Here is a 25785-nt window from a genome sequence, read left to right as displayed (position 1 = left end):
CGGGACCTCACTTCGGTTCGGTGACGGCGACGAGCAGCCCGGCGCGGAGCAGCTGCCGCGCCAGCCGCTGGACGTGGACGTCCGACTCGTCCGGCCTGCCCGTGGCCAGCAGACGGTCGAGGGCGTCGGCCTCGTGCTCGGCGCACTCGACCAGCCGCAGGGAACGGGCGTCGACCAGGACGGCGCCGCCGAAGGGCAGCCGGGTCAGCCGGACGCCGTCGGCCGGTGCCGGCGGGGTGTTCCCGGGAGGGAAGGGGGCGTCCTCGCGCGGGGACGCGGCGCTCCCGGCGTCGGAGCCCGCGGAGTTCTCGGGGGACGGAGGCATCGTCAGCCTTTCCTCAGCCATTGGTCGATCCACAGCAGACGCAGCAGCGGCAGCGCGTGGTCGGATCGGTGCGGCCCCTCGCGCACCAGGCCGGCGATGACGCGCGGGTCGACCAGGCCCAGGTCGCCCAGGGCGCACTCCCGTTCCACCTCCGCGGCGATCTTGCCGCTCTCGCGGTGGAGGTACGCGGCCGCCGCGAGCCGCAGACGGAAGGAGGAGCTGGAGCGCCGCGGTCCGCGGACGCCGTGCTCGGCGAGGATCTCGCGGAGCGGTTCGTGATTGCGGTACAGCCCGCCGCCGATCCGGCCCAGGCGGCCCGGCGGGATCGCCTCGACGGCTCCCAGCACCGCGGGGTCCACGACGGGGAGCACGAACGGGCCCCCGGCCGGGACCCGTGCCGCCAGTCCCGCCTCCAGCCGCCCCAGGACGGGGCCGAGGAAGTCGAGGTGGTTCTTCCAGACCGACAGGGTGGCCTGCTGAGTGGACTGGAACGCCAGCCGTCCCTTCCGGGTGAGTCCCGGGAGGTCCCTCCGTCCCAGGGGGGTCGGGGGCGGTGTCGGCGCGTCCACCGGCTGCGCCTCACGCTCCGGTGCGTGAGACAGGTCCTGCACGGGGCCGTCGTCGCGTACGACGCCCTCGGCGAGCAGGGAGGCCGCCTCGCGCAGCGAGCCGAGGGTGCCGCTGAGGTGGAACGGTTCGCAGGTCAGCAGGCGCCAGTTCCGCCACCCGCGGTCGGCCTGCGACAACGAGGCCGAGACGACGTCCTCCAGCAGGAGCCCCGCGGCCACGGGAAGCCCGGAGGCGGCGGACAGCCGCCGGGCGAGACCGCGCGGGAACTCCAGGTCGGGCAGCGGCGGGGTGAGGCCGTCCCCCGCCACGCGGTGGTGGTCCAGCAGGTCGAAGACGTCCAGGTGGACCGTCCGGACGTCCGTTCCGGGAACGTCCGGCAGGGGCGGCGGTGCTTCCGGCAGACCCAGATCGGCGTACAGCAGTCGGGGCCGGTGGCCGGCGGAGAGCGCCGCCGCCGCGAGGGACGCGGACGCCAGGCCGCCGCTGTAGGCGAGGGCGTAGTCGCCGGGCACGGCGGACAGGGCGTCGCCGAGCGAGGCGAGCAGCCCGCGCCCCGGGCCGGGCAGCGCCGGCTGCCGCCGGGAGACCGTGACGCCCCGGCCGTCCACCTCCACCCGCGTGCCGAGCGCGAGCCGGCGCACCCCGGGCAGCGGCGTGGTGTCCGGGGGCGGTGCCATGCCGTGGATCAGCGCCAGCAGCGTTCCCGGCTCGGGCACGGTCCGGCCCGTGTCCGGGCGGAACGCCGCCGGGTCGGCGCCCCACTCCAGGCGCCCGTAACCGACCCGGTAGTACACGGGCGCCGTCGACGGGCGTTCCCGCGACAGCAGGAAGCCGTCGGCCGTGCTCCGCGCGTGGACGTCCTCGCACCGGTCGCCCCCGTCGGGGGCGGTCCACACGACGCCCCGGGGAGTCGTCTGCGCGGTGCCGATCACGAGGCGGTCACCCCTCCGACGCGCAGCACCTCGGTGTACTCCTCCCGCACCGGCAGCGAGGTGGTGAGCACCTCGTCGCCGTGCTGCACCCACGCGTAGAACCCGCCGGGCGCCACGAGGGGCGCCTTCTCGCGTCCCAGGTGGAAGGTGACGGGGAACCCCAGGTCCCGCAGTGCGGCGGCCGTGAACAACGCGTCCTCGACGGGGTCGAGGAACCCCATCGTCATCCGCTGGGCCACGCGCAGCCGGGCCACGGCCTTCGCCGCCCCGCGCGGCGTCCTCCCCGGACGGGCCCGGACCGCGGGCCAGTCCAGCGCGTACGTGCCGTTCCCGCGTCGGGAGGACACCACGAACGCCCGCGCCGTCCGGGCGGATTTCCAGAGAAAGAGCATTTCCTCACCAGCTCCCAGGTGCCAGGTGGACCGCGACCGCCGGCGCGGGACCCCGCCGGGGACCGCGCCGACGCGGCGCGTCCCCGGCGGGATCCCGCCTCACTCACTCAACGGGTGGTTCGAACGGCCCTCACGGGAGGTAGCAGTGGAACCACTCGCAGACGAGGCCGTGGCAGCACTCCGAGTCCCACCAGCACTCCTCGTAGCGGGGGATGCACGCCTCCTCGACGGCGGTCGTCTCGGAGTGCAGGTGCTGCTGCAGCCCGTTTCCGGCGAGCCGTTCGGCAAGGGATGTCACCGGCATCGGTTCTCCTTCGGTCGGTCCGGAGGCGGATCGGTCGACCGGCCTCCCGGGCGGGACGGCGGCCCCCGACGCCGGTCGGCGCGGCGGACCGGGGTCCCGTGGCTCAAGCTCTAGCCCGGAATCGTTGTTCGCTTTCGCGGCTCCGCGCTGAACAAACGAACGCCGAACAACAGTGACGGGGCCCGCGGGACCGGTGGGGCCCCGGCACGGCCTAACGGCAGGGAGGGTCGTAGGAGATGCCCGGCAGGTGGCGGTGCCACTCGGCCCGGGTGATCGTGGGCCGGGCGAAGTCGCACGCGTCCGCCGTGACGCGCGGGAAGTCGGTCGGCAGGAGGCGGATCGTGCCGTCGAAGACGGCGGACACCAGGGTGCGGCCGTCCGGCGTGAACTCCGCCCCCATGACGGCCGTGGTGTAGGCGGTCAGATGGGCGCGGACGGCGGGCCGGGCGGGATCGGAGACGTCCCAGACCCGGACCGCCCGGTCGTCGCCGGCGCTGGCGAGCAGGCGGCCGTCGGGACTGAACGCGACGTGCCCCACCACATCGCTGTGTCCGGTGAGGGAGGACAGCTCCCGCGGGCGTTCCCGTTCCGACACGTCCCACAGCCTCACCGAGGACCTGCCCCCGCCGGAGGTGGCCAGGACGTCGGAGCGCGGGCTGAAGGCGACCGCGAGTGCCACGGTGCCGTGCGCCCTCCAGCGCGCGAGCTCCGCCGGGCGCCCCGGTGAGCCCAGGTCCCACAGGTGCACGGTCTCGTCGTTGCTCGCCGTCGCCAGCGTGCGCCCGTCCGCGCCGAACGCCACGGAGCGCACCGTGTCCGCGGGTCCGCGCAGGACGGCCCGCCTCCCCGGCCGGTCCGGGTCCGCCGTGTCCCACAGCCGGGTCGTCCGGTCGTCGCTCCCGCTGGCCAGGGTGAGTCCGTCCGGGCCGAAGGCCAGGGCGCGGACGGCGCCGCCGTGGTCGCCGAAGACCGACAGGAGCACCGGCCGCCCGCGGTCGCCGATGTCCCACAGACGGATCCTCCGGTCGGCGCCGCCGGTGGCCAGGACGCGTCCGCCGGGGTGGATCGCGAGGGACTGGACGAGGCCCCCGGGCACGCCGAGCGTGGCGAGCCGCACCGGTTTCCTGGCGTCGCCGATGTCCCAGAGCCGGACCCGGTCCCCGGCCGCCGTCGCCAGGGTCCTGCCGTCCGGGCCGAGGGCCAGCGCCAGCAGCTCCGTGCCGTGCCCCGCCCAGGAGGTCATGAGGGTGCTCAGCAGGCGGTCGCGCGTCTCGCCGGTGGGCGAAAGCCGGTGCGCCGCGAGGCTGAGCTGCACGGCCAGGGCAGGCCTGTCGCGGTACAGCTCGGCGGCCTCGGCGGCCACGTTGACCGCGACCGCGCGGTTGCGCTGCCGCTCCACCTCGTGGTGGGCGCGCACGGCGAGGACGCTGGTCACCGTCGTGAGCAGGGCGAGGCCCGCCATGGCGAACGCCAGCAGCCGCAGCCGGCGGGACCGGCGCGCGGCGAGCCGCGTCTCGTCGGCCTCCGCCGCGACACTGGCGTCGAGGAAGGCGCGTTCCTTGGCGGTCAGCCCCATGTCGGGGGAGTCGGCCAGCGAACGGGCCGCGGCGAGCCGTATCCCCCGGTACAGGGCGCCCGGGTCGCGGTGCAGCAGGTCCCAGGCGTCGGCGGCCTCGGTCAGCCGCCGGTGCAGCAGGAGCCGCTCCCGGTCCTCGGTGAGCCAGCGGCGCAGCCGCGGCCAGCTCTGGATCAACGCCTCGTGCGTCATCTCCAGCCGGTCCCCGTCCAGGGTGACCAGCCGTGCCGCCGCGGCCTGCTCCACCACGGCCTCGATGCCGCGCTCGCCGTCCAGTTCGGCACGCGTGATGCGGCGCTTGGTGTCCTCGGTGCCCTCGCCGAGCGCGGTCAGGCGCAGGAACAGGCGGCGGGCGGCGGCCTGCCCGTCCGGGTCGAGGCTCCCGTGGAACGCCTCGGCCGTCCGGGCCAGCGCCCCCTCGATGCCGCCGACGGCCTGGAAGCCGGCGAGCGTCAGCATGGTGCCGCGCCGTCGGCGCCAGGTCTCCAGCAGCGCGTGGGACAGCAGCGGCAGGATCGCCACGTGCCCCTGCGCCTGCGCGATCAGGTGGACGAGCAGCCGGCCCTCCACCCGGCACCCCGCGCGGGCGGCCGGCCGCACGACGGCGCGGTGCAGTTCGTCGGTGCTCATCGGGCCGAGCGCGACCTGGGCGTCGCGCAGGACCTCCACCAGCTCGACCCGCCCCGCGCAGTGGGAGTAGAAGTCGGCGCGCACGCCCAGGACGACACGGCAGCGGCTGTTCCCGGCCGTGGCGGCGAAGATCAGCGAGGAGAGGAACCCGGTCCGTTCCTCCTCGCTGCGGCACAGCGTGAACAGCTCCTCGAACTGGTCCACCACGAGGACGGTTTCGGCCTCCCCACCGGGGTGTCCGGCGGCGATGGCGCACAGTGTGCGGTGCAGGTTCTCCGGCGCGGCTTCGAGGTCCCCGTGCAGCCGGCCGGGGGTGGTGCCGGCCGGCCGGGCCAGCCGGACCGCGATCTCCTCCACCGGGCGCGGCCCCGGCGTGAACACGATGACCCGGCGGCGCCCGGACTCCAGCCGGGGAACGAGGCCGGCGCGCAGCAGGGACGTCTTCCCCGCCCCCGACGCGCCGAAGACGGCGATGAACCGCCGGTCGGCCAGCCGCCCCACCAGGTCGTCGACCACCCGCTCGCGGCCGAAGAACCACTGCGAGTCGCCGGAACGGTAGGCCGCCAGTCCCGCGTACGGAGCCCGGTCGTGCTCCCCGGACGCGGCGGCGTCCCCGTCCGGCGGTTCCTCACGGGCCCCCTCCGGGCAGGCGAGCTCGGCCGCGACGCCGTGCCAGCGCCGTCTCCACTCCTCGGTGTCCGCCCCGCAGGCCCGTACGTAGGCGAGGGTCACCTCGAGCGTCGGCAGCCGGCGTCCCGCCGCCGCACTCGAGAGGGTGGCTATGGAGTAGTGCGCCCGCGCCGACAGCTCCCGGTACGACGGCCCGCCGACGCGCTGGCGCAGTCGGCGGAGATCTGCGGCGAACCTCAGCAGCGGCCCGTCGCCTGCGGCAAGAGGCAGCTCCTTCCGCGGCATCGAATCCCCCTGGATATCGTCCGAACGTGTGCGACACCCCATCGTTCACCGCCATCACGGTGATATGGAACAAAGCGGTCCGAAGATGGCGCAGGACAGTCGGTCGACGGCTTCCTCGCCGCCCCGGCCGGCGCGGTGGACGCCCGGCCGGCGCGGTGGGCACCCACCCGTCCTCGAACCGCGCGGCGGCCGGGCGGGCCCGCGGCCCGCCGGGGCGCCCGGTGGGCCGCGGGCGGCCGCCCCGTCCTGCATCGGCAGCTCGCCCGCGCCTTCGCGGTCACCCTCCGGGACGCCCGTGCCCGGCCGTGCGGCACCCCCGAGCGGGCCTCGTGTCACCTCCGCCAGAACAGGTGGTGCGTCACGCCGCTCGGGCTGGGCACGACCTCGAGGTGGAACCGGTCGAGCAGTTCGTCGGGCGACTCCCAGAGCCGTAGCCCGGATCCGAGTTCCACCGGCGAGACCGCCACGTGCAGGGTGTCGACGAGGTCGGCCTCCAGGAACTGCCGGATGGTGGTGACCCCGCCGCCCAGTCGCACGTCCCTGCCCTGCGCCGCCTCCCGCGCCTGCTCGAGGACTGCGCCCGGGTCGCCGCCGACGAAGTGGAACGTGGTGTCGGAGAGTGTGAACGAAGGACGCCTGTGGTGCGTCATGACGAACACCGGGGTGCGGAACGGGGGCTCGTCCCCCCACCAGCCGCGCCACTCGTGGTCGTGCCAGGGCCCGCGCTGGGGCCCGAACTTGTTGCGGCCCATGATCTCGGCGCCGATGTTGTGCGCGAAGTCCCGCGTGAAGTAGTCGTCGAGGCCCCGGCTGCCGCCGGGCTCGGTGCGGTTGGGCCAGCTCGCCGTGGCGCCAGCCCAGGCGAACAGCCGCCCGGCGTCGGCGAGCCCGAAGGGATTCCCGAGGCTCTGGTCCTCACCGGCACCGATGCCGTCACTCGAGACGTTGAAGTTCTGCACCCTCAGCAGTTGAGCCACGTGTTCCTCCTGTGTCGGCGACAACGGTGGTGAGACTCCCCGTGCCGGGCGAACTCATCGCCGCGGCCGTGGCCCGCACCGCCGGGGGCGGTGCGGGCCACGGGTCGCCGGGGCGTTCCTCCCGGCCGGCGGGCGCCGCGCTCACGAGGAGCGCCGGCCTCAGCCCGCCGCTTTCCCGATGAGCGCGCCGATGCGTGCCTCGTCGGCGGGGGTCAGCTCCGTCAGGGCGTAGGCGGTCGGCCACATGGTGCCCTCGTCGAGATCCGCCTGGTCGCTGAAGCCGAGCGTGGCGTACCTCGTCTTGAACTTCTGCGCGCCCTGGAAGAAGCAGACGACCTTGCCGTTCCTGGCGTACGCGGGCATCCCGTACCAGAGCTTCGGCGAGAGGTCCGGCGCGCTGGCCTTGACGATGTCATGGATCCGCTGGGCGAGGACGCGGTCCGCCTCCGGCATCGCGGCGATCTTCGCCAGCACCTCGCTCTCCGCGTCCGCCTTGGCCGCGCGCGGGCTGCGGCGCGCGGTCTTCCTCAGCTCCTGGGCGCGCTCCTTCATCGCGCTCCGTTCCTCGTCCGTGAACCCGTCGTGCTTCTGATCGGCCGCGCCGGTGCTCTCGGCGGACGTCCGGGTGTCGTTCATGGCGGATTTCCTCTCGTGCAGGGCTTGATCGCGGTCGTTCCGCGCCGGGGGCCCACCGCGGCGGTGGCTCCTCCGGAAACGACCGGCTGCTGTCCGGACGGGAGCGGCGGCGCTGCCCGGGGGCCGGTCACCCGGCGTCCCCGCGGCAGCACACGGCAGCGCCGCGTCCCGCGGAAGGACCCGGGCCCGGGGGTACGGGGTCCGCGTCCCCGTGCGGTGGTCGGCCGGGCCGGGGGCCGTGGCGCCCACCGGCCGCCGTCCCGTGGGCCCGACGGGGCGTAACGTGCGCACCCGTTCGGGGGCCGCGGGGTCGGCGGCCCCGGGGTGACGGACTCGGTGGAAGCCATGTCCGCCACGCTAGTCGCGGTCCGGCCGCCGGCGCTTCTCGAATCCTGACCGGTCCGGCCGGCCGTTCCGCCACGTACGGCGGCGTCCCGCGACGCCCGCCGCGCGGCGCCGGTGGTCGCCGGGCGGCATGCCGACCCGTTCGGTGAAGCGGGCGTCGAAGACGTCCGGCGACGGGCAGTCGACTGCGCGGCGCACCTCGGCGACGCCGGGGCCGCCCCGTGTGGAGGTCGGGGGCGAGGAGCGCCCCGGCCCGGCGGCCGGTGCCGCGAGGAGGCCCGGAAGCGCCGGCGGCCGAGAGCCGGTCCGTCGCCGAGCGGCTCAGCGGAGCTCCTGGATGCGGATCAGGTTGCCCGCGGGATCGCGGAAGGCGCAGTCGCGGACGCCGTACGGCTGCTCGGTCGGCTCCTGGACGACTTCGGCGCCCCCGGCCCGCACCTTCTCGAAGGTGCCGTCCAGGTCCCGGGTGGCCAGCAGGATCCAGCCGTAGGTGCCCTTGGCCATCATCTCGGCGATGGTGCGGCGCTCGTCCTCGGTGATTCCGGGGTCGGCGGCCGGCGGCGCCAGGAGGATGGAGGTGCCGGGCCGGCCGGCGGGGCCGACCGTGATCCAGCGCGTCCTGCCGTGCCCGACGTCGCCGCGGACCTCGAAGCCGAGGGTGTCGCGGTAGAAGGCCAGGGCTGCGTCCGGGTCGTCATGGGGCAGGGAGGCCGTGTGAACGGTGATGTCCATGACCGTCACGGTAGCCACGGTCCGAGGACCGGTACCTCTCCCGGTTCCTGACCGTCCGGCCACGCTGCCCCGGTCCGACCCGACCCGACCCGGTCCGACCCGACCCGGTCCGGTCCGGTCCGGTTCCACCGATCGTTCGGCAAAGAGATGCGCTCCACCGATTGACGGCCCCCGGCGACGTGCCGACCATGTACGGACCACCCCTATGGGAGCGCTCCCATTCCGGCGGTCCCCATCCTGCCCCACAGTCCGAGAAGGACGGTGCCATGCCCGCATCCGGAACGATGTCCTTACCCCCCGCCCGTCCACGCCCACGCCCACGCTCCCGCACCGGCGCCTGGCGCCGGATCGCCACCGCCGCGGCGGCCGTCGTGACGGCCGCCGGGCTGCTGCTGCCCGTGACCGGCGACGTCGCCCGCGCCGCAGAACCGGCGCCGGCCGCCGCGGCGTTCAACTACGCCGAGGCGCTGCAGAAGTCGATGTACTTCTACGAGGCGCAGCGCTCCGGCGACCTGCCGGCCGGCAACCGCGTCGCCTGGCGCGGGGACTCGGCGCTGAACGACGGCTCCGACGTGGGCCTGGACCTGACCGGCGGCTGGTACGACGCCGGCGACCACGTGAAGTTCGGCCTGCCGATGGCGGCCACCGCCACCCTGCTCGCCTGGGGCGGCCTGGCGGCCGCCGACGGCTACGAACGGTCGGGGCAGACGCGGTACCTGAAGGACAACCTCCGCTGGGTCAACGACTACTTCATCCGCGCCCACCCCGAGCCCGACGTCCTCTACGCCCAGGTCGGCGACGGCGACGCCGACCACAAGTGGTGGGGCCCGGCCGAGGTGATGCCGATGGAGCGGCCGGCCTACCGGGTGCACCCGGGCTGCCCCGGCTCGGACGTGGCGGCGGAGACGGCCGCCGCGATGGCGGCCTCCTCGATGCTCTTCACCGAGGACGACCCGGCCTACGCGGCCACCCTGGTACGGCACGCCAGGCAGCTGTACACCTTCGCCGACACCCACCGCGGCAAGTACTCCGACTGCGTGCCGGCCGGGAACTTCTACCGCTCCTGGTCCGGGTACCAGGACGAGCTGGTCTGGGGCGCCTACTGGCTCTACAAGGCCACCGGCGACCGGGCGTACCTGGACAAGGCCGTGAGCGAGTACGACCGGCTGGGCACCGAGCAGCAGACCACGACCCGCCAGTACCGATGGACCCTGGCCTGGGACAACAAGCAGTACGGCGCGTACGTCCTGCTGGCGATGGAGACCGGCGACGCCCGGTACGTCGAGGACGCCAACCGGTGGCTGGACTACTGGACGACGGGGGTGGGCGGCCAGCGCGTACCGTACTCGCCGGGCGGACAGGCGGTCCTGGACACCTGGGGGTCACTGCGGTACGCCGCCAACACCTCCTTCGTGGCGCTGGTGTACTCCGACTGGCTCCAGTCCCGGGACGCCGCCCGGGCCCAGCGGTACCGGGAGTTCGGCGAGCGGCAGATCGACTACGCCCTGGGCGACAACCCGCGCGGCTCCAGCTACGTGGTCGGCTTCGGCGAGAACCCGCCGCGCAACCCGCACCACCGCACCGCGCACGGATCGTGGACCGACCAGATCACCTCGCCCGCCGAGACCCGACACGTGCTCTACGGCGCCCTGGTCGGCGGCCCCGGCTCGGCGAACGACGCGTACACCGACAGCCGCCAGGACTACGTGGCCAACGAGGTCGCCACCGACTACAACTCCGGCTTCTCCGGAGCCCTGGCCCATCTGGCCGGGCGGTACGGCGGCACTCCGCAGGCGGACTTCCCGCCCCGGGAGACGCCCGACGGGCCGCAGATGTACGTCGAGGCCCGGCTGAACTCCTCGGGAGCCGGCTTCACCGAGGTCAAGGCCATCGTCCGCAACCGCTCCGGCTTCCCGGCCGAGAACCTGGACGACGGCCGGTTCCGCTACTGGTTCACCCTCGACGAGGGCGTGGAGCCGGAGGACATCACCCTGTCGTCCGGGTACTCCGAGTGCGCCTCGCCGATGCGCGGTCCGTTCCAGGCCGAGGGGGACCTGTACTACGTCGAGGTCGACTGCGGCAGCCGGGACGTCTTCCCCGGCGGCCAGTCCCAGCACCGCGCCGAGGTGCAGTTCCGCATCACCGGCGGGGCCGGCTGGAACCCGGACAACGACTGGTCCCACCAGGGACTGGACTCCACCGATCCGGTGCGGACCGAGCGGATCACCCTGTACAACGGCACGGACCTGAAGTGGGGCCGGGAACCCGACGCCACCCCCGACACCCAGGCGCCGACCGCGCCCGGTGCGCCGACGGCCGAGGAGGTGGGCGGCACCGGCGTGACCCTGGCCTGGGCGCCCGCCACGGACGACCGCCGGGTGACCGGTTACACGGTGCACGCCTCCGCGGACGGCTCGGGGGACCCGGTGGCGTCCACCACCGGTACGCGCGCCACCGTCTCCGGTCTGCTGCCCGGCACGGAGTACGTCTTCACCGTCCGGGCCGCGGACGGCGCCGGCAACGTCTCCGCCCCGTCCGGCGCGGTCCGGGTGACCACCCGGGCCGACGGCGGCGACCCCGACCCGGTCGGCGGCGGGCTCACCGTGCTCCACCGCACGCAGGACGAACCGGTGACCACCTCGGTCCGGGCCCATCTGAACCTGGTCAACGACGGCGACGAGGCCGTGGACCTGTCCCGCGTCACCGTCCGCTACTGGTTCGGGCGCGACGGCCTGGCCCCCGACCGGTGGACCACCCACTGCGACTGGGCCGCGATGGGCTGCGGCGCCGTCGGCCGCGCGGTCCGCGAGGCGCCGACCGGGCCGGGCGCCGACGGCTACCTGGAACTGGGCTTCGCGCGCGGCACCCTGGCGGCCGACGGCGCCACCGGCGAGATCCAGTTGCGGATGAACCGGGCGGACTGGCGCTCCTTCGACCAGAGCGGCCACTGGTCCTACCGGCCGGACGCGCGGTCGTACCGGGAGAACCCGCGGATCACCGTCCACGTGGACGGGAAGCTGGTCGCCGGCCGGGAACCCGCCTGATCGCGACGGGACCCGCCGGACCGCCCGGTTTCCGCGCGCCGAGGGGACCGCGGTACGCGAACCGGGGGCCGGGGGCCGGACGGTGGTGACACCGCCGTCCGGCCCCCGGAAGCCGCCGCGGCGCTCCGGCCGCGGCGGTTCCCTGGGCCACTCCGGTGACTTCCGGCGCGGTGGCGCCGTGATCGCCGCGGCTCCCACCCGGGCCGGTACGACCATGCGGACATGCCGCGACACCGGACCCCGGGAGGAACCATGGGAAGAGCGGACGGCACACCGGTGGCCACCGGCGTCACCGCCGAACGCCTCGCCGGGCTCCGCGCGTGGAACCTGGGGCTCACGCTGCTGCACCTGGCGCAGGCCGTGGCGGTCGTCCTCCTCGCCGGAGACTTCTCGATCACCGTCACCTCCTCCGTGCCCGAGGGGCCGCCGGGAACGGACGCGCCCGCCCCCGAAGCGCTGTTCGACGTGCCGATCGGCTGGGCCGTCGCCGTCTTCCTCGCCCTCGCGGCACTGGACCACCTGCTGACGGCGACGGTGTGCCGCGGCCTCTACGAACGCGACCTCGGACACGGCATCAACCGGTTCCGATGGCTGGAGTACGCGCTGAGCGCGACCCTGATGGTGCTCCTCATCGGCTTCTACGCGGGCGTGACCACCGTCAACGCCGTCATCGTCGTCATCGGGGCCAACGTCGGGATGATCCTCTTCGGCTGGATCGAGGAGGCGATGAACCCGCCGGGGCGGACGGTGACCACGATGCTCCCGTTCTGGTTCGGGACGCTGGTCGGCGTGACACCGTGGCTCTCGATCGCGTACAACATCGTCGCGGCCGAGACCGTCCCCGGCTTCGTGTACGGGATCGTCCTCGTCCAGGCCGTCCTCTTCTTCAGCTTCGGCCTCAACCAGTGGCTCCAGTACCGCGGGGTCGGCCGGTGGTCCGACTACGCGTACGGCGAGAAGGCCTATCTGGTCCTCAGCCTCGTGGCGAAGTCGCTCCTGGCCTGGCAGATCTTCGCCGGCTCGCTGGCCGGCTGAGCCCGGAACGGGACGGCACGGAGCCCGTCCCCGGGCGGAGCCGGGGACCCGAGGCCCCGAGGACTCAGAAGACGGACAGCCCCGTGAGCGTCGTGAACCGGTCGAGCGCCGTCACGCCCGCCACCGAGTTGCCGCGCCGGTCGAGCCCCGGGCTCCAGACGCACAGCGTGCAGTGGCCGGGCACGACGGCGATGATCCCGCCGCCGACGCCGCTCTTGCCGGGCAGGCCCACGCGGTAGGCGAAGTCGCCGGCCGCGTCGTACGTCCCGCACGTCAGCATCACGGCGTTGACCTGTTTGGCCTGGCTGCGGGAGAGCAGTGCCGAGCCGTCGGCCCGTGTGCCGTGCCGGGCCAGGAAACCGGCGGCCAGGGCGAGGTCGGCGCAGGACGCCTCGATGGAGCACTGGCGGAAGTAGGCGTCGAGCAGCTGGGGGATCGGGGTGGTGATGTTGCCGTAGGAGGCCATGAAATGGGCCAGGGCGGCGTTGCGGTCGCCGTGCGCGGTCTCGGAGGCGGCGACCTTCGGGTCGAAGTCGAGCCCGGCGTTGCCGCTCTCGGCGCGCATGAACTCCCTCAGGCGCCCGACCGCGTCGCCGGTCAGCTCCTGGAGCCGGTCGGTGACGACGAGGGCGCCCGCGTTGATGAAGGGATTGCGGGGGACGCCGTTCTCGTACTCCAGCTGCACCAGGGAGTTGAACGGGTTGCCGGACGGCTCGCGGCCCACGCGCCGCCACAGCCGCTCGCCGTCCATCGACAGCACCAGGGCCAGGGTGAAGACCTTGGTGATGGACTGGGCGGAGAAGGGCCTCCGCCAGTCCCCCACCCCGTACACCGTGCCGTCCGGCTCCGCGACGGCCATCCCGAAGCGCCGCGGATCGGCCTCGGCGAGCAACGGGATGTAGTCGGCGGGACGGCCCCGCTCGGGGGTCGCGTCGATCTCGGCGGCGATGCGGTCGAGGACGGGGCGGAAGTCCGGAGCGGAACGGTGGGGTGCGAGGCGTGACACGCTGCCCGACCCTACAGCGCGCTCCTCGGACGGCGGACGGCCGTGGCCGCGGTCTCCCACCGGGCCCGGACCTCCGCGGGGACGGCACGGCGGTCGCACCGCCTCCGGTCGCCGTGCGCCGCGGCGGACCGCCCCGCCCCGTCAGCCGTCCCGCACACGCCCGCGGTTCGTGCCGGACCGGCCGCCGCCCGGTTCCAGCATCGCGCTCAACGGGGTGCCCCCGTCCCAGGACTCGAGCCGGTCGACGTCGATCAGCGTCACACGGTGGCGAGCGGCTGACCTGCGGGCGCGCCCGGCGAGCACACCGAGGCCGACGAGGATGGCCACGTCGGCGCCGAGCCGTGCGCGAGCGGTGCCGTGGAAAGCCCGCGCATCGCGGCCGTCGACAGGACCCCGGCCGGTCTCCCGCCCGCACTGCACGACGACCTTCCGGCCGTCCGGCAGACAGCCGGTCACATCGGCGCCCAGACCGCCGGTGCCGGTGACCCGCCGCACGTCGGTGCAGCCGTCCCGGCGGCACAAGGCGGCGATGTGGTCCGCGAACGCGAGGTCGTCCATCGCCCACACCGTTTCCGGTGAACGCTGGAACCGCTCGATCTTCGCCCGCACACGGTGAGGGAGGTGGGAGTCCTCCTCGCCGCGTGCCAGGTACGCGACGACGGCCACGGTCGAGGCGAGGACCGCCGCCACCTGAAGCACCACGTCCATGCACGATTCCCCCGTCCCCGGTTTCGCCACCCCACGATTCCCCCGCACCCGCAGGCACGGCCACCCCACGGGGCCGGGCAGCGGGTTCCGGGGGCCGGCGCTCTCCCGGCAGGCCCTGGAACCGCACCGGCCGTGGTTCTGGCGGACGGGGCGTACCCGTCTCGCGCCATCGGCGCCCGTCCGCGCCGCCGCGGCGTCCGAGCGGTGATCCCGCGCCCCGCCGACCGGGCCGCCCTCCCTGTCGCGGGCGTCTCGATCCGGCCCGCGAGACGGCGGAGGGAAACGCCCTAGCCGACGGTGAAGGCGGCCCCGGGGTCGGCGTGGGCGACGGGGCCGCCGAACCGGGCCAGGGCCCGGTCCACGGCCTGCCGGGGAGTGAGGAAGGGGCCGACGTGCGTGACGATCAGCCGGCCCGCCCCGGCCGCTTCGGCCGTCTCGCCCGCGTCCTCGGGCGTGTGGTGCACCGGTTCCTCCCCGGCCGGCGGCCGTGCGCTGTCGGCCTCGCACAGCAGTACGTCGCACCCCTCGGCGAGGGCGGTGAGAGCGGCGCACGGGGCCGTGTCCCCGGAGTAGACCAGCGAGGCGCCCTCGGCCTCGACGCGCAGCGCGAAGGCGGGGATGCCGTGTGCCACGGCCCGGCTCGTCAGGGAGAGCGCCCCGACGCGGGCCCGGTGCCCGTCGTGCAGCTCCCGCACGTCGAAGGCGGCCTCGACCGGGCTGCGCACCGAGGTGTTGGTGAGGAAGTGCGCCAGCCGGTCGGCGATACCCGGCGGACCGTACAGGGGAATCGGAGCGGCGAGGCGGATGTCGGCGTGGAGCGCGCCGTAGTAGGCGGTGAGCAGGTCCGCACAGTGGTCGGCGTGCAGGTGCGAGATCCAGATGGCGTCCACTTCGTCCAGCCGGACGTGCCGCTGCAGCCGGGCCAGCGTGCCCGTACCCGCGTCCACCCACAGCCGGGCGCCCCCACCGGACACCAGATAGCCGGAGCAGGGGTTGTCCGTGCTCGGGTACGGCGTCGCCGATCCCAGAACCGTGAGCTGGAGGGGACCGCTGGTCATGGCCGGATCCTAGAGCACGTGGTCCACGAGGCCGGTCGGTCCGGCGGGGGAGGCCGCCCGCCGCCCCGTCCGACACGCGGACGGAGCCGAAACCATCCCTGACGCCGCGGACATGTGGGGGAGGCCCCGGCGAACCGGTGCCAACGCACCCTCCACGGCCGGGCCCGCGTACACCGTCCGCGGGCCCGGCCGCCGAGCGAGGACCTTCCGGAACGGCATCCGCCCGTCACCCCCCGCGGAGGGGAGTCACTCGAAACGGAAGCTGGTGAGCTCGTCGTTGTGGATCGGCAGAGCGGCGGTCGAGCCACCGGCCTTGTAACAACCCATGGGATAACCGTAGTTCTCGTGCCGGTACATGCAGACGGTGCGGTCGCTCCGATTCCAGACCGAGGTCGTGCGGTCGTTCATGTAGTCGCCGATGTTGGGCGTGCTCGTGGAGCTCGAGAAGAAGCGGCCCTCGTAGCTGTTGTGCTGCCAGACGCAGAAGTGCCCGGAGGGGCACTGGCTGTAGTGGGCCTGCGCCGCCGGTGCGTTGAGCGTCACCAGGGCGCCGGCCAGCACCGCTCCGGACAGCAGGGCGCGGCGAAGCCGTGAACCGATCACAGATGTTCCTCCATGGTCCGGCACCGGCGGGATCGCCGGAGCACTGCGGGTGTGCGGGAGCGCTTCCCCGGAAGGCGCGCGGGGCTTCCGTCGCGGAAGCCGCGCGCCGTGCCCTCCGGATGTACGTCCACTCACCGGAGACGTCCGGGACGAGGCGGAGGTTCAGTCTCCTTGCGGTCTCCTCGCGATCTCCTCGGGTCCCGGCCCTCGGCGACCGCGACGCCTCCCGCGCCGACGGCGCCGGCCGAACCGCCGTACACGACCGGGGCGGGAGAGGGCGGGGGAGTTCGGCGCGGCTCCCCGGCGACCCGGCCCGGCCCGCGAGTTCGCCGGACAGCGGGCGGGCCGGTCAGCCGAGGCCGGTGAGCTTGCGCTCCAGCACCGCCCGCTCGCGCTCGTTGCCGCACAGCCGTACGGCACGCTCCAGCTCGGTGCGCGCCTGGTCGGTACGGCCCAGGCGGGTGAGCAGCTCCCCGCGGACGCTGGGCAGCAGGTGGGAGTCGGCCAGTGCCCCGGCGGCGGCCAGTCCGTCCACGATCGGCAGGGCCGCCGCCGGTCCCCGCGCCATGCAGACCGCCACCGCTCGGTTGAGGTCGACCACCGGCGAGGGCGCGAGCCGGCCGAGCGCCTCGTAGAGGAGCACGACGCGCTCCCAGTCCGTCGCGTCGACCGAGGGAGCGACGGCGTGGCATTCGGCGATCGCCGCCTGCAGGCCGTAGGCGCCCAGACCCCGGCCGGCCCGTTCCGCGCGGACCAGGGCGGCCCGTCCCCGGCGGATCGCGGCCCGGTCCCAGCGACGACGGTCCTGGTGCTCCAACAGCACCGGCTCGCCGTCCGGACCGGTGCGGGCGGGGAAGCGCGCCGCGGTCAGCTCGAGCAGCGCCAGCAGACCGTGGACCTCGGGCTCGTCCGGCATCAGCCGGCTCAGCACCCGCGCGAGGCGCTGGGCCTCACTCGCGAGGTCGAGCCGCATCAGATCCTTCCCCGAGCTGGCCGAGGACCCTTCGGTGAAGATCAGGTAGACCACGCTGAGCACCGAGCCGAGCCGCTCGGCCCGCTCCCCGGCCGTCGGCACGGCGAACGGCACCCGGGCCGCCCTGAGGGTCTTCTTCGCCCGGGTGATCCGGGCCTGCACCGTGGCGGTCGGGACGAGGAAGGCCCTGGCGATCTGGTCGCTCGTCAGACCGCCGACCACCCGCAGGGTGAGCGCCACCCGCGCCTCCCGCGACAGCACCGGGTGGCAGGAGACGAACGTCAACGCGAGCACGTCGTCGTCGATCCGGTCCGGATCCCACAGCACGTCCTCGGCGTCCCGGACCGGGTCGGCCGGCGCGCTCCCCGGGACGCCTCCCGAGACGGCGCCGCCCTCGCCCAGGCCGTGGGCCAGGGCGGCGTACCTCTCGTCCAGGGCGGAGCGCCGACGGAACGCGTCGATCGCGCGGCGCCGGCCGACGGTGAGCAGCCACCCCGCCCGGTCGCGGGGCACGCCGTCGCGCGGCCACGTCACCAGCGCCTCGGCCAGCGCCTCCTGGGCGAGGTCCTCGGCCAGCGCGAAGTCGCCGGTGTACCGCGCGAGCGCACCGACGATCCGCGCGGACTCGATCCGCCAGACGGCGGCGACGGCCTCACGGCCGGTGGGATCAGCCATCTCCGGCCCGGCCCGGTCAGAGCTGGCCGGTGGCCTCGCGCCACGCCCGCTCCCGCTGGATCCACTCGTTGTCCTGGGGGAACTCGTCGATCGAGGTGACCCGGCGGATCTCGGTCTTGAACCCCGGGCCGGCCATCGGCAGCCGCTTGGCCCACTCCACGGCCTCCTCCTTCGACGCGACGTTGAGGATGTAGAAGCCGCCGAACAGCTCCTTGGTCTCGCCGTACGGGCCGTCGGTGACCACGGGAGGCTCCGAGGAGTGGTCGACGACGACGCCCTCGGCGGCGTCGTCCAGTCCCTCGGCGGCGACCAGCACGCCGGCCCGGATCAACTCGTCGTTGTACTTGCCCATGGTCGTGAGCACCTCGTCGAAGTCGATGTCCGCCATCCCCGCGAAGGCCTCGTCGGTGGCGCGCATGATCAGCATGTACTTCATGGTTCTGTCTCCCTGAGCAGTCCGCGGGCCCCGCTCGGGCCCTCTCATCCGTAGGTCGAACGGGGATGCCGCGGATCGACACGGCCGCCGAATCGTTTCCGGGGAATCCCGAGATCGTATGGCAGGTCCCGGCGACCTCGGCACAGGCGGCGCGCAGCGGCCCGGCGCGCGGATCACCCTGCCGGGGGAGTCGCGCGCGAGGACCTCCCGGCAGCGTCTCCCGCAGCCGGGCGGGAACGCACCCGGAGCCGCGGCCGCCGACGACCGGGCCGTCGCGCGGAGGACCCGCCGGAAGGGGGGAGGGACGGCCGCGCGTTCAGCCGGTGGCGGCGCCGAACCACTTCGGCAGCAGGCCGAGCAGGTCCTGCTGATCCTCGCCGACCCACGCCACGTGGCCGTCCGGCCGCAGCAGCACCGCGGGCACGTCCAGTTCCTCGCTGACGTCGGCGACGTGGTCGACCCGATCCGCCCAGCCCGCCACCGAGAGCCGGCCGGTCTGGTCGAGCAGCAGCCCGCGGCCGCCGTGCGTCAGCTCGTAGAGGCGTCCTCGCTTCAGCCCGACGTCCCGCATCCGCCGGCCGAGCAGTTCGTGGCCCTCCCCGAAGTCGTAGCGGACCCCGACCGCGGTGATCATCTCGGTCACGTACCGGTTCACCTCCTCGAAGTCCATCAGCTTCGAGAACAGCTCCCGCAGTGCGGTCGCGCCCGGATCGGTCCCCAGCAGCGCGATCTGCGCGCGGGTGTTGTCCAGCACGCGGGCGCCCACCGGGTGCCGTTCGGTGTGGTAGCTGTCCAGCAGTCCCTCGGGCGCCCAGCCGTTGACCTCGGCGGCCAGTTTCCAGCCGAGGTTGAACGCGTCCTGGATGCCGAGGTTGAGCCCCTGGCCGCCGGTCGGCGGGTGGATGTGCGCCGCGTCGCCGGCCAGCAGCACCCGGCCGACCCGGTAGCGCTCGGCCTGCCGGGTGGCGTCGCCGAACCGGGAGAGCCAGCGCGGCGAGTGCGCGCCGAAGTCGGTGCCCGCGAAGGCCCGCAGCTGCCGCTTGAACTCCTCGAGGGTCGGCGCGGTCGTACGGTCCTCGGCCACTCCTTCGGCGGGCACGACGATGCGGTGCACCCCCTCCCCGAGGGGGATGACGCCGAACCGCAACTGGGTCCTGCGGACCTCCTCGACGACGGCGGCGACCGTCGCCGGATCCTCGGTCACCTCCATGTCGCCCAGCAGCGTCTCGACCCTGGAGGGCTCGCCGGGGAAACCGACGCCGAGCCGCTTGCGCACCGTGCTGCGGGCGCCGTCGCAGCCGACGAGGTAGCGCGAGCGCAGGCGCGTGCCGTCCGCCGACTCGACGGTCACCCCGTCCCCGTCCTGGCTCAGCCCGACCACTTCGCAGCCGCGCCGGATCTCGGCACCGAGTTCGAGGGCGCGCTCGTTGAGCAGCCGCTCGGTGACCGGCTGCGGGGTGGTGAGGCCGTACGGGTGGGCCGTGTCCAGCCGGTCCGGCCACGGCTTGGTGATGCCGCCGAAGAAACCACCGACCTGGAACCTCTCGCTGACCGCGAGGAACCGGTCCAGCAGGCCGCGCTGGTCCATCATCTCGACGCTGCGCGCGTGCAGGCCGCGCCCGCGGGACTGCCCGGTCGGCTCGGTCAGCCTCTCCAGCACGACCACCCGCACCCCGGCCAGCCGCAACTCGCAGGCCAGCATCAGGCCGGTCGGTCCGCCGCCGACCACGATCACGTCAGTCATCAGAACGCCCATTCGACGAGATTGGATTTCGGCCGGCGGCGCGCGCACCCTCGCCTCCGCGCCGGGTGCCCGTGGCCCCACCGCGAGTCCCGCCGTCGGTTCGGCGTCCCGCGGCACCTGCGCACGGGCAGAAGCCCACGTACTTCGTGAAGCTGTCATTTCCGCAGGTTCCGGTCCTGCCCGGTGATTCTGCGGTACGACGGGGGGCTTGCCGCAAGCCCCCCGGTGCGCTGTACGTTGAGAGTGGAAAGGAGTGGGTAGCCCCCCTTTCCGGCATCGCCGGAAACCACGGCCGGGCTCTCGGTCAGCACGGAGGGGCCTGGTCGCGAGGCCGCCGTCACCCGAACCCCCCACCCCGTCACCATGGCGGGACCGAGGGGCGTGCAGGGCACCGAAGGGGCCGGTCCGGCCGGTGACGGCCGCGGCGAAACGCCCCCCGGTGACCCGCTCCCGCCCGTCCCGCCTCGGCGGCTGCGGAGTTGCCGCCTTCCGCCCGGCGGGGCCGGGGTTGTGCGGGTGGGCGGCGCCGCGCACCGCGATCCGCGTCGACGGCGGCCGGCCTCGCGCGGACCCGGCCGACGCGCAGTGGGCGACGTCGTCGCCGTGCGCCGAGTCGACGGTGTGCGAGACGTCGGCGCACCGCACCGCGGCGGCGAGCCTCAGCTCCCCGCGGCGTCGTTCTCCGGGCCGCCGCTGCCGGGGAGACCGATTCCCGGCCGCGGTGCCGCCGACCCTGTGCCGGGCCGGCGGCCGTCGGAGGACCGGCCCACGCCGGCGGGCCGTCCCCCAACGTGCGGCGAGCGCGGGGGCCGAGCGGTTCGGGCCTCCGGTCCCGGGGTCAGACCGTGGCGTCGAGGTCCTCGGCGTAGAGGCCGACGGCGCGGCGGTACCGCTGCACGGACGGGTCCTGGCTCGTCGCGGCCAGCAGACCGAGCAGGATCCGCATGGCCTCGTGGTGCTCGCCCGTGTTGTACAGCGCCATGGCGAGGAAGGTCCGGAGACCGCCGTCGTCCGGGTACTCCGCCACGCCGCGGCGGAGGGTCTCGACGGCGCGCGCGTACCGGCCGAGCACCCGGTAGGTACTGCCCAGGCCGAGCAGGGCACCGCGGCGGTCCTCGTCCGAGAGACCGGTTCCGGTCAGACAGCGCTCGTAGAACGGCACCGCCTCGGCTTCCAGGCCCAGGCGGTCGTGGAGGCAGGCCGTGCGGTACGCCACGTCCGCGTCGTCCGGGAACCGGGCGGCCAGGAGCAGCAGGTGGCGCCGGGTCTCGTCGAGGTGGTCGTCTTCCGGTGTGCTCATGCGCTCATCGTCGCAGCACCGGGCCCCGGCGGAGCCGGAATCACGAGGGAACGGACGGGGAAGCGGCCCGCCGGGCGCACCGCGGCGGATCCGGCCCGGCTGCCGTCTCGTGCCGGGAGGCACGGCCCCCGGTGACGATCCGTGCCGGACGCCCCGGCCCCGGCCGAGCCGTGGAATCATCGGGCCGCCGGACGGACGCGTATTCCTGTGAGGGGTGGTGGGTGGATGTGGCCGCCGGTTGGGAGTGGGACGACACGCTGTTCTCGGGCACGGCCGCCTACTACCGGCGCGGGAGGCTCCCCTACGCCCCCGGACTGGCGGACGTGCTGGCCCGGGCCCTGGGGCTCGACGGGCGGGGGCGCCTCCTCGACGTGGGCTGCGGACCGGGAACCCTCGGCCTGGGCATGGCGCACCTGTTCAGCGAGATCGTCGGGGTGGATCCGGACGGCGGGATGCTCGCCGAAGCCGCTCGCGGAGCCGCCGAGCACGGGGTGACCGGAAAGGCGCGGTGGGTGCGGGCCCGGGCCGAGGAGCTGCCCGCGGGTCTCGGAACGTTCACCGTCGCGGCTTTCGGGCAGTCCTTCCACTGGATGGATCGCGACCTGGTCGCGGCGACCGTCCGGGCCATGCTCCGGCCCGGCGGGGCGCTGGTGCACGTCTCGGACCTGAAGACGGAGGTCCGAACCGTCGACGGTCTTCCGCACCCGGCGGTGCCCTACGCGGCCATCGAGGAGCTGATCAGGCACTATCTGGGGCCGGTCCGGCGAGCCGGCCGGGGGGTGCTGCCGCAGGGAACACCCGGCGGCGAGGCGGCGGTGCTCGCCCGGGCGGGGTTCTCCGGTCCTCGGCGCCATGTCGTTCCCGGCGGGCAGGCGCTGGAACGCACGGGGGACGACGTCGTCGCGTGGGTGTTCTCGATGTCGTTCTCGGCCCCGCACCTGTTCGGCCCGCGCCGCGACGACTTCGAGGCGGACCTGCGCCGGCTGCTGCGGGAGGCCTCCCCGTCGGACCGGTTCTCCGAACGGCAGCCGAGCACCGAGGTCTTCGTCTGGGGAGAGGGCTCCGCCGCGTCGTGACCGGGCGCCGCCCCGGCGCCCGTGCGCCGGGGCCCGTCCGTACGGGGGGCTCAGGCGCGCAGACGGGGGAGGAGCCTCTCGACCGCCGCCAGGGCCGGTTCGCGCACCACGTAGCGGGTGATGCCCCAGCGCTCCTCGTGGCGGGCGATCGCCGCCAGGATCTCGTCCTCGGTGCCGATCCAGGCATAGGGAACGGACAGCACCCCCTCCTCGGTGCTGCCGAGGGACGCGGCGATGCGGTGGGCGGCGGCCTGCGCGTCGTCGGTGATCTCCACCACCTGGACGAGGGCCTCCCGCGCCGGTGCGGTGCCGCGGCCGGCCGAGCCCTGCTCGATCAGGTCCACCTGCCGGTCGACCTGGTCGCTCCGCCAGCGTGTCTCGTGGCTGTACCCGTCCGCCAGAGTGCGGCCCAGGCCGCTCAGGCCGACGACGTCGGCGTGTTCGCCGGCCCAGCGCAGCAGCGCGGAGTTGCCGCCCCCGACGGTGAACGGCACCCGGGACTGCACGGGGCGGGGGCCGTCCAGCCGGGCCGACCGCGCCCGCACCTCCGCGCTGTCGAGCGTCACCTCCCGGCCCGCCAGCAGCGCACGGCAGGCGTCCGCCACCGCGACGAAGCGCCGGATGCGCCCGGCGACGTCCGGCCGGCTCGACCCGAGCATCTCCCACTCGGCCGGAGTGTGCCCGGCCCCCAGCGCCAGCCGGGCCCGCCCGTCGGAGACGACGTCGAGGGTCGCGACGTCACTGGCGAGCAGCAGGGGCTCCCGGACCCCCGCGTGGGAGACGTAGGACCCCAGGCCGAGGCGCTCGGTGACCGGCGCGACGGCCGCCAGGGCGACGAAGGGGGACGCCGCCGCCCCCGGGTGGTCGGCGGCGAGCAGCGCGTCGAAGCCCGACGCCTCGCACCGCCGTGCCAGAGCGGTCCAGGACCTCATGTCCTTCGGCTGTGCCTGGAGGGAGACCGTCACCATGCGTACACCCTGCCGTCGCCGCCGCGGAACCGCCACCCTCCGGCGCGCGGGTTGGCTGACAGCGAACTCCCGGGCCCGGCGGGAGCACGGCCGGCCGGGCCGACACGGGTGGGCGGGCCGACACGGGTGGGCGGGCCGGCCGCTTCCCCCGCTCCCCTCATCCGACGGCGCCACCCCGGTCGCCCTGGCCGCCGCGGGCCAGGGCGGTGGCGGCGACACCGGGCCTGTGGTGGGGGAGCGGGAGGGGGCGGCTCCCGGGCGTCCACGGGTTCCGCCGAGCACGGCGGCCGGGTGACCGGGCGCGGTGCCGTCGCCGTGCGTGCGCACGGTGGCCGGGGTTGAATGACCGGAAGTAGCGTCGCACTCCCCGGAGCGAGGCAGCCGAGTGAATCCGACCACGCACTCCCACGGTGCCGACCGCCCCTCGGGCGGCGCGGTGGTCTTCGTGCTGGACGGGCGCGGGAGCGTGCTGCAGTGCACGGCCACCGTGCTGGACCTGGCCGGGCGCTCGCCCGAGGAGGTCCGCGGGCGGCCGATGGCGGACCTCGTCACCGGCCCCGGCCCCTGGGACGGACCGCTCGGTCACCTCGAGCCGGTGGTGCTCCGTACGGCCCTGCGGCACCGGGACGGCACACCGGTCGAGGTGGACGCCGAGGTGCTGCCGCTGCCCGCCGGGGGCGAAGCCCGGTGCCTGGTGTTCGCCGTCCCCGTGGCCCGGAGCCGGCGTCAGGTGGAGGACCAGGCGCTGGTCCGCGCGCTGTTCACCCAGGACCGCGTGGGGCTGGTCATCCGCGACACCGACCTGGTGGCCAGGCGGGTGAACCTCGATCCGCAGTTCTTCGGCCTCACCCAGCCGCGCGGAGAGGACGGCCTGTCCGACGTGCGGCTGGAGGAGGTCCTCGTTCCGCAGGACGCCGCGGCGATCGACGAGCAACTGCGGCGGGTGCTGGAGACCGGCGAGCCGCTGATCGACTGGGAGCACTCGGCACGGCGACGCATCGCTCCCGGGCAGGAGCGGGCGGTGTCGGTGTCGGCGTTCCGGCTCCAGGACACGCACGACCGCGTGATCGGGGTCGCGGCGGCCTTCACCGACGTCACCGAGCAGTACGCGGCCCGGCAGCGGCTGGCCCTGCTGCACGCCGCCGCGGCGCGGCTGGGCCGGTCCCTGGACGTGACCCGCAACGCCGAGGAGCTGGCGGGGATCCTGGTGCCCGGCTTCGCGGACCTGGCGAGCGTGGACCTGTCCGAGGCGGTGTTCCAGGGCGACGAGTCCGGCAGGTTCGTCCCCGGGACGCGGTTGCAGCGGCTCGCGGTGGCCTCGGCGGACGGCACCTGGCCCGCGGACGTCTACCAGCGCGGTGAGACCGTCAGCGCCCGGGAGGCGGAGAGCGAGGCCCTGCGCGAGGGGAAGACCGTCCGTGTCACCGACATGGCCGCCTGGCGCGAACAGCTGACGGTCGACTCCGAGCGGCTGCGCCTGCTGTTTCCCCCCTCGGCGGCCTCGGCGCTGTTCGTCCCGCTGTACGCCCGCAGTCATGTGCTGGGCGTCCTGGGGCTGTGGCGCGACCGGGGCAGGGAACCCTTCACCGAGGACGACGTCTTCGTCGTCGAGGAGATCGCCTCCCGGGCGGCGCTGAGCCTGGACAACGCCCGCCGGTACACCATGGAGCGGCGCACCACCGAGGCCCTGCAGCGCAGCCTGCTGCCGCCCGCGGCGATGCGGATGGACGCGGTGGAGACCTCGGGGAGGTACGCGCCGGCGAGCACCGCCGCCGGAACCGGCGGCAGCTGGTACGACGTGATCCGGCTGTCCGGCGTCCGTACGGCCTTCGTGGTGGGCAGGGTCGCCGGGCACGGGGTGCACGCCGCCGGCGCCATGGGACGCCTGCGGTCGGCGGTGCAGACCCTGGCCGACCTGGACCCGCCGCCCGAGGAACTGCTCAGCCACCTCGACGACCTGGTGACCCGTATCGGCGAGGACGAGCACCCCCAGCACGGTTCGATGGCCGGCTCCCTGCGCGGGGCGACCTGCCTGTACGCCACCTACGACCCGGTCACCGGCCAGTGCCTCGTCGCCGGCGCCGGCCACCCGCCCCCCATCCTGGTCAGGAGGCACACCTGCACCGCGGAGGAGATCGAGCTTCAGCCCGGGCCGCCGCTGGGCGGCGGCGCCGAGCCCTTCGAGACCACCGAACTGCTCCTGCACCCGGGCGACATCCTCACCTTCCACAGCGGCCCGCTGGCCGGACGGACCCGGGAGGCCGGACGGGACCTGGAGCGCCTGTGCGACAGCGCCCGGGCCGCCGCGGGCACCGACCAGCCCCTGACCGACGTCACCGAGCACCTCATGGCCCACCTGCGGGAGCAGGACCGTGACGAGGACCTCGCCCTGCTGCTGGCCCGCGTAGGCCGGACACCGTCCGCGCACACGGCCTTCTGGCAGTTGCCGGCCGACCCCGGCCTGGTCACCCACGCCCGGGCCCTGGCCTCCGCCCAGCTGGCCGACTGGGGTCTGGAGGAGCTGACCTTCAGCACCGAGCTGATCGTCAGCGAGCTGGTCACCAACGCCGTGCGCCATGCCGGCGGCCCCATCGGCCTGCGGCTGATCAAGGGCCGGCGGCTGGTCTGCGAGGTCACCGACCCCAGCCAGTCCCAGCCCCATCTGCGCCGCGCCCGCCTGTCCGACGAGGGCGGGCGCGGCCTGCTCCTGGTGGCGCAGCTCACCCACCGCTGGGGCAGCCGCTACACCCCCGGCGGCAAGACCGTCTGGACCGAGCAGCTCGTCGAGCCGGACGGGACGGGAACCGCCGCGCCGTGAGGCGCGG

22 protein-coding genes and 1 pseudogene are annotated in these 25785 nt (G+C 74.7%); 5 read left to right on the top strand and 18 right to left on the bottom strand.

Going from position 1 to position 25785, the window contains the following annotated elements; translation table 11 throughout:
- Positions 1–7: 7 nt before the first annotated feature.
- From adfB to QC029_RS18250, 9 genes are all read right to left on the bottom strand, one after another.
- A complete protein-coding gene (gene adfB / locus QC029_RS18290; RefSeq protein ID WP_279556767.1) occupies positions 8–346 on the bottom strand; it encodes an actinodefensin-associated protein B in 339 nt (112 codons plus the stop codon).
- A complete protein-coding gene (locus QC029_RS18285; RefSeq protein ID WP_279556766.1) occupies positions 328–1827 on the bottom strand; it encodes a hypothetical protein in 1500 nt (499 codons plus the stop codon). The genes adfB and QC029_RS18285 overlap by 19 nt, the downstream gene beginning before the upstream one ends.
- Complete coding sequence (locus tag QC029_RS18280) at positions 1824–2219, bottom strand: lasso peptide biosynthesis protein (protein ID WP_279556765.1); 396 nt, start codon at positions 2217–2219, stop codon at positions 1824–1826. Before QC029_RS18280 ends, QC029_RS18285 begins: the two co-directional genes overlap by 4 nt.
- Before the next feature lie 130 nt (positions 2220–2349).
- Entirely contained in the window at positions 2350–2523 is a 174-nt protein-coding gene (locus tag QC029_RS18275) for a hypothetical protein (RefSeq protein ID WP_279556764.1), read from the bottom strand.
- 211 nt (positions 2524–2734) lie between these two features.
- On the bottom strand, positions 2735–5644 hold the full coding sequence (locus QC029_RS18270; RefSeq protein WP_279556763.1) for an XRE family transcriptional regulator: 2910 nt from the start codon (positions 5642–5644) through the stop codon (positions 2735–2737).
- 332 nt (positions 5645–5976) lie between these two features.
- Positions 5977–6621: a dihydrofolate reductase family protein gene (locus tag QC029_RS18265; protein WP_279556762.1), complete on the bottom strand. Its 645-nt coding sequence runs from the start codon at positions 6619–6621 to the stop codon at positions 5977–5979.
- A gap of 159 nt (positions 6622–6780) precedes the next feature.
- Positions 6781–7257, bottom strand: coding sequence for an iron chaperone (locus QC029_RS18260; RefSeq protein WP_279556761.1), 477 nt, complete (start codon positions 7255–7257; stop codon positions 6781–6783).
- 357 nt (positions 7258–7614) lie between these two features.
- Positions 7615–7800 (bottom strand): hypothetical protein, encoded by a 186-nt coding sequence (locus QC029_RS18255; protein ID WP_279556760.1) that lies wholly within the window; start codon positions 7798–7800, stop codon positions 7615–7617.
- A 123-nt stretch (positions 7801–7923) separates the two neighbouring features.
- Positions 7924–8334, bottom strand: coding sequence for a VOC family protein (locus QC029_RS18250; RefSeq protein WP_279556759.1), 411 nt, complete (start codon positions 8332–8334; stop codon positions 7924–7926).
- Between the two features lie 371 nt (positions 8335–8705).
- On the opposite strand from QC029_RS18250, the gene QC029_RS18245 reads away from it, so the two are divergent.
- The gene (locus tag QC029_RS18245; protein ID WP_279556758.1) at positions 8706–11378 is read left to right on the top strand and encodes a glycoside hydrolase family 9 protein; all 2673 of its coding nucleotides are present in this window, start codon (positions 8706–8708) and stop codon (positions 11376–11378) included.
- Between the two features lie 252 nt (positions 11379–11630).
- Positions 11631–12413, top strand: coding sequence for a heliorhodopsin HeR (gene heR, locus QC029_RS18240; protein ID WP_279556757.1), 783 nt, complete (start codon positions 11631–11633; stop codon positions 12411–12413).
- A 64-nt stretch (positions 12414–12477) separates the two neighbouring features.
- Here the strand turns inward: heR and QC029_RS18235 are convergent, their stop codons facing one another.
- Positions 12478–13419, bottom strand: coding sequence for a glutaminase (locus QC029_RS18235; RefSeq protein WP_279556756.1), 942 nt, complete (start codon positions 13417–13419; stop codon positions 12478–12480).
- 141 nt (positions 13420–13560) lie between these two features.
- Positions 13561–14127 (bottom strand): restriction endonuclease, encoded by a 567-nt coding sequence (locus QC029_RS18230; RefSeq protein WP_279556755.1) that lies wholly within the window; start codon positions 14125–14127, stop codon positions 13561–13563.
- 135 nt (positions 14128–14262) lie between these two features.
- Between QC029_RS18230 and QC029_RS18225 the strand changes: the two are divergent.
- A pseudogene (locus QC029_RS18225) lies at positions 14263–14361 on the top strand (IS5/IS1182 family transposase); the annotation flags it as partial.
- A gap of 53 nt (positions 14362–14414) precedes the next feature.
- Here the strand turns inward: QC029_RS18225 and QC029_RS18220 are convergent.
- From QC029_RS18220 to QC029_RS18195, 6 genes are all read right to left on the bottom strand, one after another.
- Positions 14415–15185, bottom strand: a complete 771-nt coding sequence (locus QC029_RS18220) for an MBL fold metallo-hydrolase (protein WP_279556754.1) — start codon at positions 15183–15185, stop codon at positions 14415–14417.
- Positions 15186–15431: 246 nt separating this feature from the next.
- On the bottom strand, positions 15432–15788 hold the full coding sequence (locus QC029_RS18215; RefSeq protein ID WP_279556753.1) for a peptidase inhibitor family I36 protein: 357 nt from the start codon (positions 15786–15788) through the stop codon (positions 15432–15434).
- Between the two features lie 349 nt (positions 15789–16137).
- Positions 16138–17436: a DUF6596 domain-containing protein gene (locus tag QC029_RS18210; RefSeq protein WP_279556752.1), complete on the bottom strand. Its 1299-nt coding sequence runs from the start codon at positions 17434–17436 to the stop codon at positions 16138–16140.
- 16 nt (positions 17437–17452) lie between these two features.
- Positions 17453–17872, bottom strand: a complete 420-nt coding sequence (locus QC029_RS18205) for a YciI family protein (protein ID WP_279556751.1) — start codon at positions 17870–17872, stop codon at positions 17453–17455.
- 316 nt (positions 17873–18188) lie between these two features.
- Positions 18189–19616, bottom strand: a complete 1428-nt coding sequence (gene rox / locus QC029_RS18200; protein WP_279556750.1) for a rifampin monooxygenase — start codon at positions 19614–19616, stop codon at positions 18189–18191.
- 838 nt (positions 19617–20454) lie between these two features.
- On the bottom strand, positions 20455–20916 hold the full coding sequence (locus QC029_RS18195) for a tetratricopeptide repeat protein (RefSeq protein ID WP_279556749.1): 462 nt from the start codon (positions 20914–20916) through the stop codon (positions 20455–20457).
- Positions 20917–21143: 227 nt separating this feature from the next.
- Here QC029_RS18195 and QC029_RS18190 point away from each other — a divergent pair, with 227 nt between their 5' ends.
- Entirely contained in the window at positions 21144–21992 is an 849-nt protein-coding gene (locus QC029_RS18190) for a class I SAM-dependent methyltransferase (protein WP_279556748.1), read from the top strand.
- Positions 21993–22042: 50 nt separating this feature from the next.
- Here QC029_RS18190 and QC029_RS18185 read toward each other — a convergent pair whose 3' ends face one another.
- Positions 22043–22960, bottom strand: coding sequence for an LLM class flavin-dependent oxidoreductase (locus tag QC029_RS18185; protein WP_279556747.1), 918 nt, complete (start codon positions 22958–22960; stop codon positions 22043–22045).
- Positions 22961–23345: 385 nt separating this feature from the next.
- Here QC029_RS18185 and QC029_RS18180 point away from each other — a divergent pair, with 385 nt between their 5' ends.
- Complete coding sequence (locus QC029_RS18180; RefSeq protein WP_279556746.1) at positions 23346–25778, top strand: SpoIIE family protein phosphatase; 2433 nt, start codon at positions 23346–23348, stop codon at positions 25776–25778.
- The last annotated feature ends 7 nt before the right edge of the window (positions 25779–25785 follow it).

Origin of the sequence: Streptomyces sp. DH37 (genome assembly GCF_029813835.1) — a bacterium.
Lineage (GTDB): Bacteria > Actinomycetota > Actinomycetes > Streptomycetales > Streptomycetaceae > Streptomyces.
This window is presented reverse-complemented; position numbering and strand designations above follow the sequence as displayed.

Bases quoted from the DNA above. Each gene is read 5' to 3' on its own strand.
- QC029_RS18260 (WP_279556761.1), bottom strand. From the start codon at position 7,257: ATGAACGACACCCGGACGTCCGCCGAGAGCACCGGCGCGGCCGATCAG.
- adfB (WP_279556767.1), bottom strand. From the start codon at position 346: ATGGCTGAGGAAAGGCTGACGATGCCTCCGTCCCCCGAGAACTCCGCG.
- QC029_RS18220 (WP_279556754.1), bottom strand. From the start codon at position 15,185: ATGACCAGCGGTCCCCTCCAGCTCACGGTTCTGGGATCGGCGACGCCG.
- QC029_RS18275 (WP_279556764.1), bottom strand. From the start codon at position 2,523: ATGCCGGTGACATCCCTTGCCGAACGGCTCGCCGGAAACGGGCTGCAG.
- QC029_RS18270 (WP_279556763.1), bottom strand. From the start codon at position 5,644: ATGCCGCGGAAGGAGCTGCCTCTTGCCGCAGGCGACGGGCCGCTGCTG.
- QC029_RS18250 (WP_279556759.1), bottom strand. From the start codon at position 8,334: ATGGACATCACCGTTCACACGGCCTCCCTGCCCCATGACGACCCGGAC.
- QC029_RS18280 (WP_279556765.1), bottom strand. From the start codon at position 2,219: ATGCTCTTTCTCTGGAAATCCGCCCGGACGGCGCGGGCGTTCGTGGTG.
- QC029_RS18195 (WP_279556749.1), bottom strand. From the start codon at position 20,916: ATGAGCACACCGGAAGACGACCACCTCGACGAGACCCGGCGCCACCTG.
- QC029_RS18205 (WP_279556751.1), bottom strand. From the start codon at position 17,872: ATGAAGTACATGCTGATCATGCGCGCCACCGACGAGGCCTTCGCGGGG.
- QC029_RS18210 (WP_279556752.1), bottom strand. From the start codon at position 17,436: ATGGCTGATCCCACCGGCCGTGAGGCCGTCGCCGCCGTCTGGCGGATC.
- QC029_RS18230 (WP_279556755.1), bottom strand. From the start codon at position 14,127: ATGGACGTGGTGCTTCAGGTGGCGGCGGTCCTCGCCTCGACCGTGGCC.
- rox (WP_279556750.1), bottom strand. From the start codon at position 19,616: ATGACTGACGTGATCGTGGTCGGCGGCGGACCGACCGGCCTGATGCTG.
- heR (WP_279556757.1), top strand. From the start codon at position 11,631: ATGGGAAGAGCGGACGGCACACCGGTGGCCACCGGCGTCACCGCCGAA.
- QC029_RS18185 (WP_279556747.1), bottom strand. From the start codon at position 22,960: ATGGTGACGGTCTCCCTCCAGGCACAGCCGAAGGACATGAGGTCCTGG.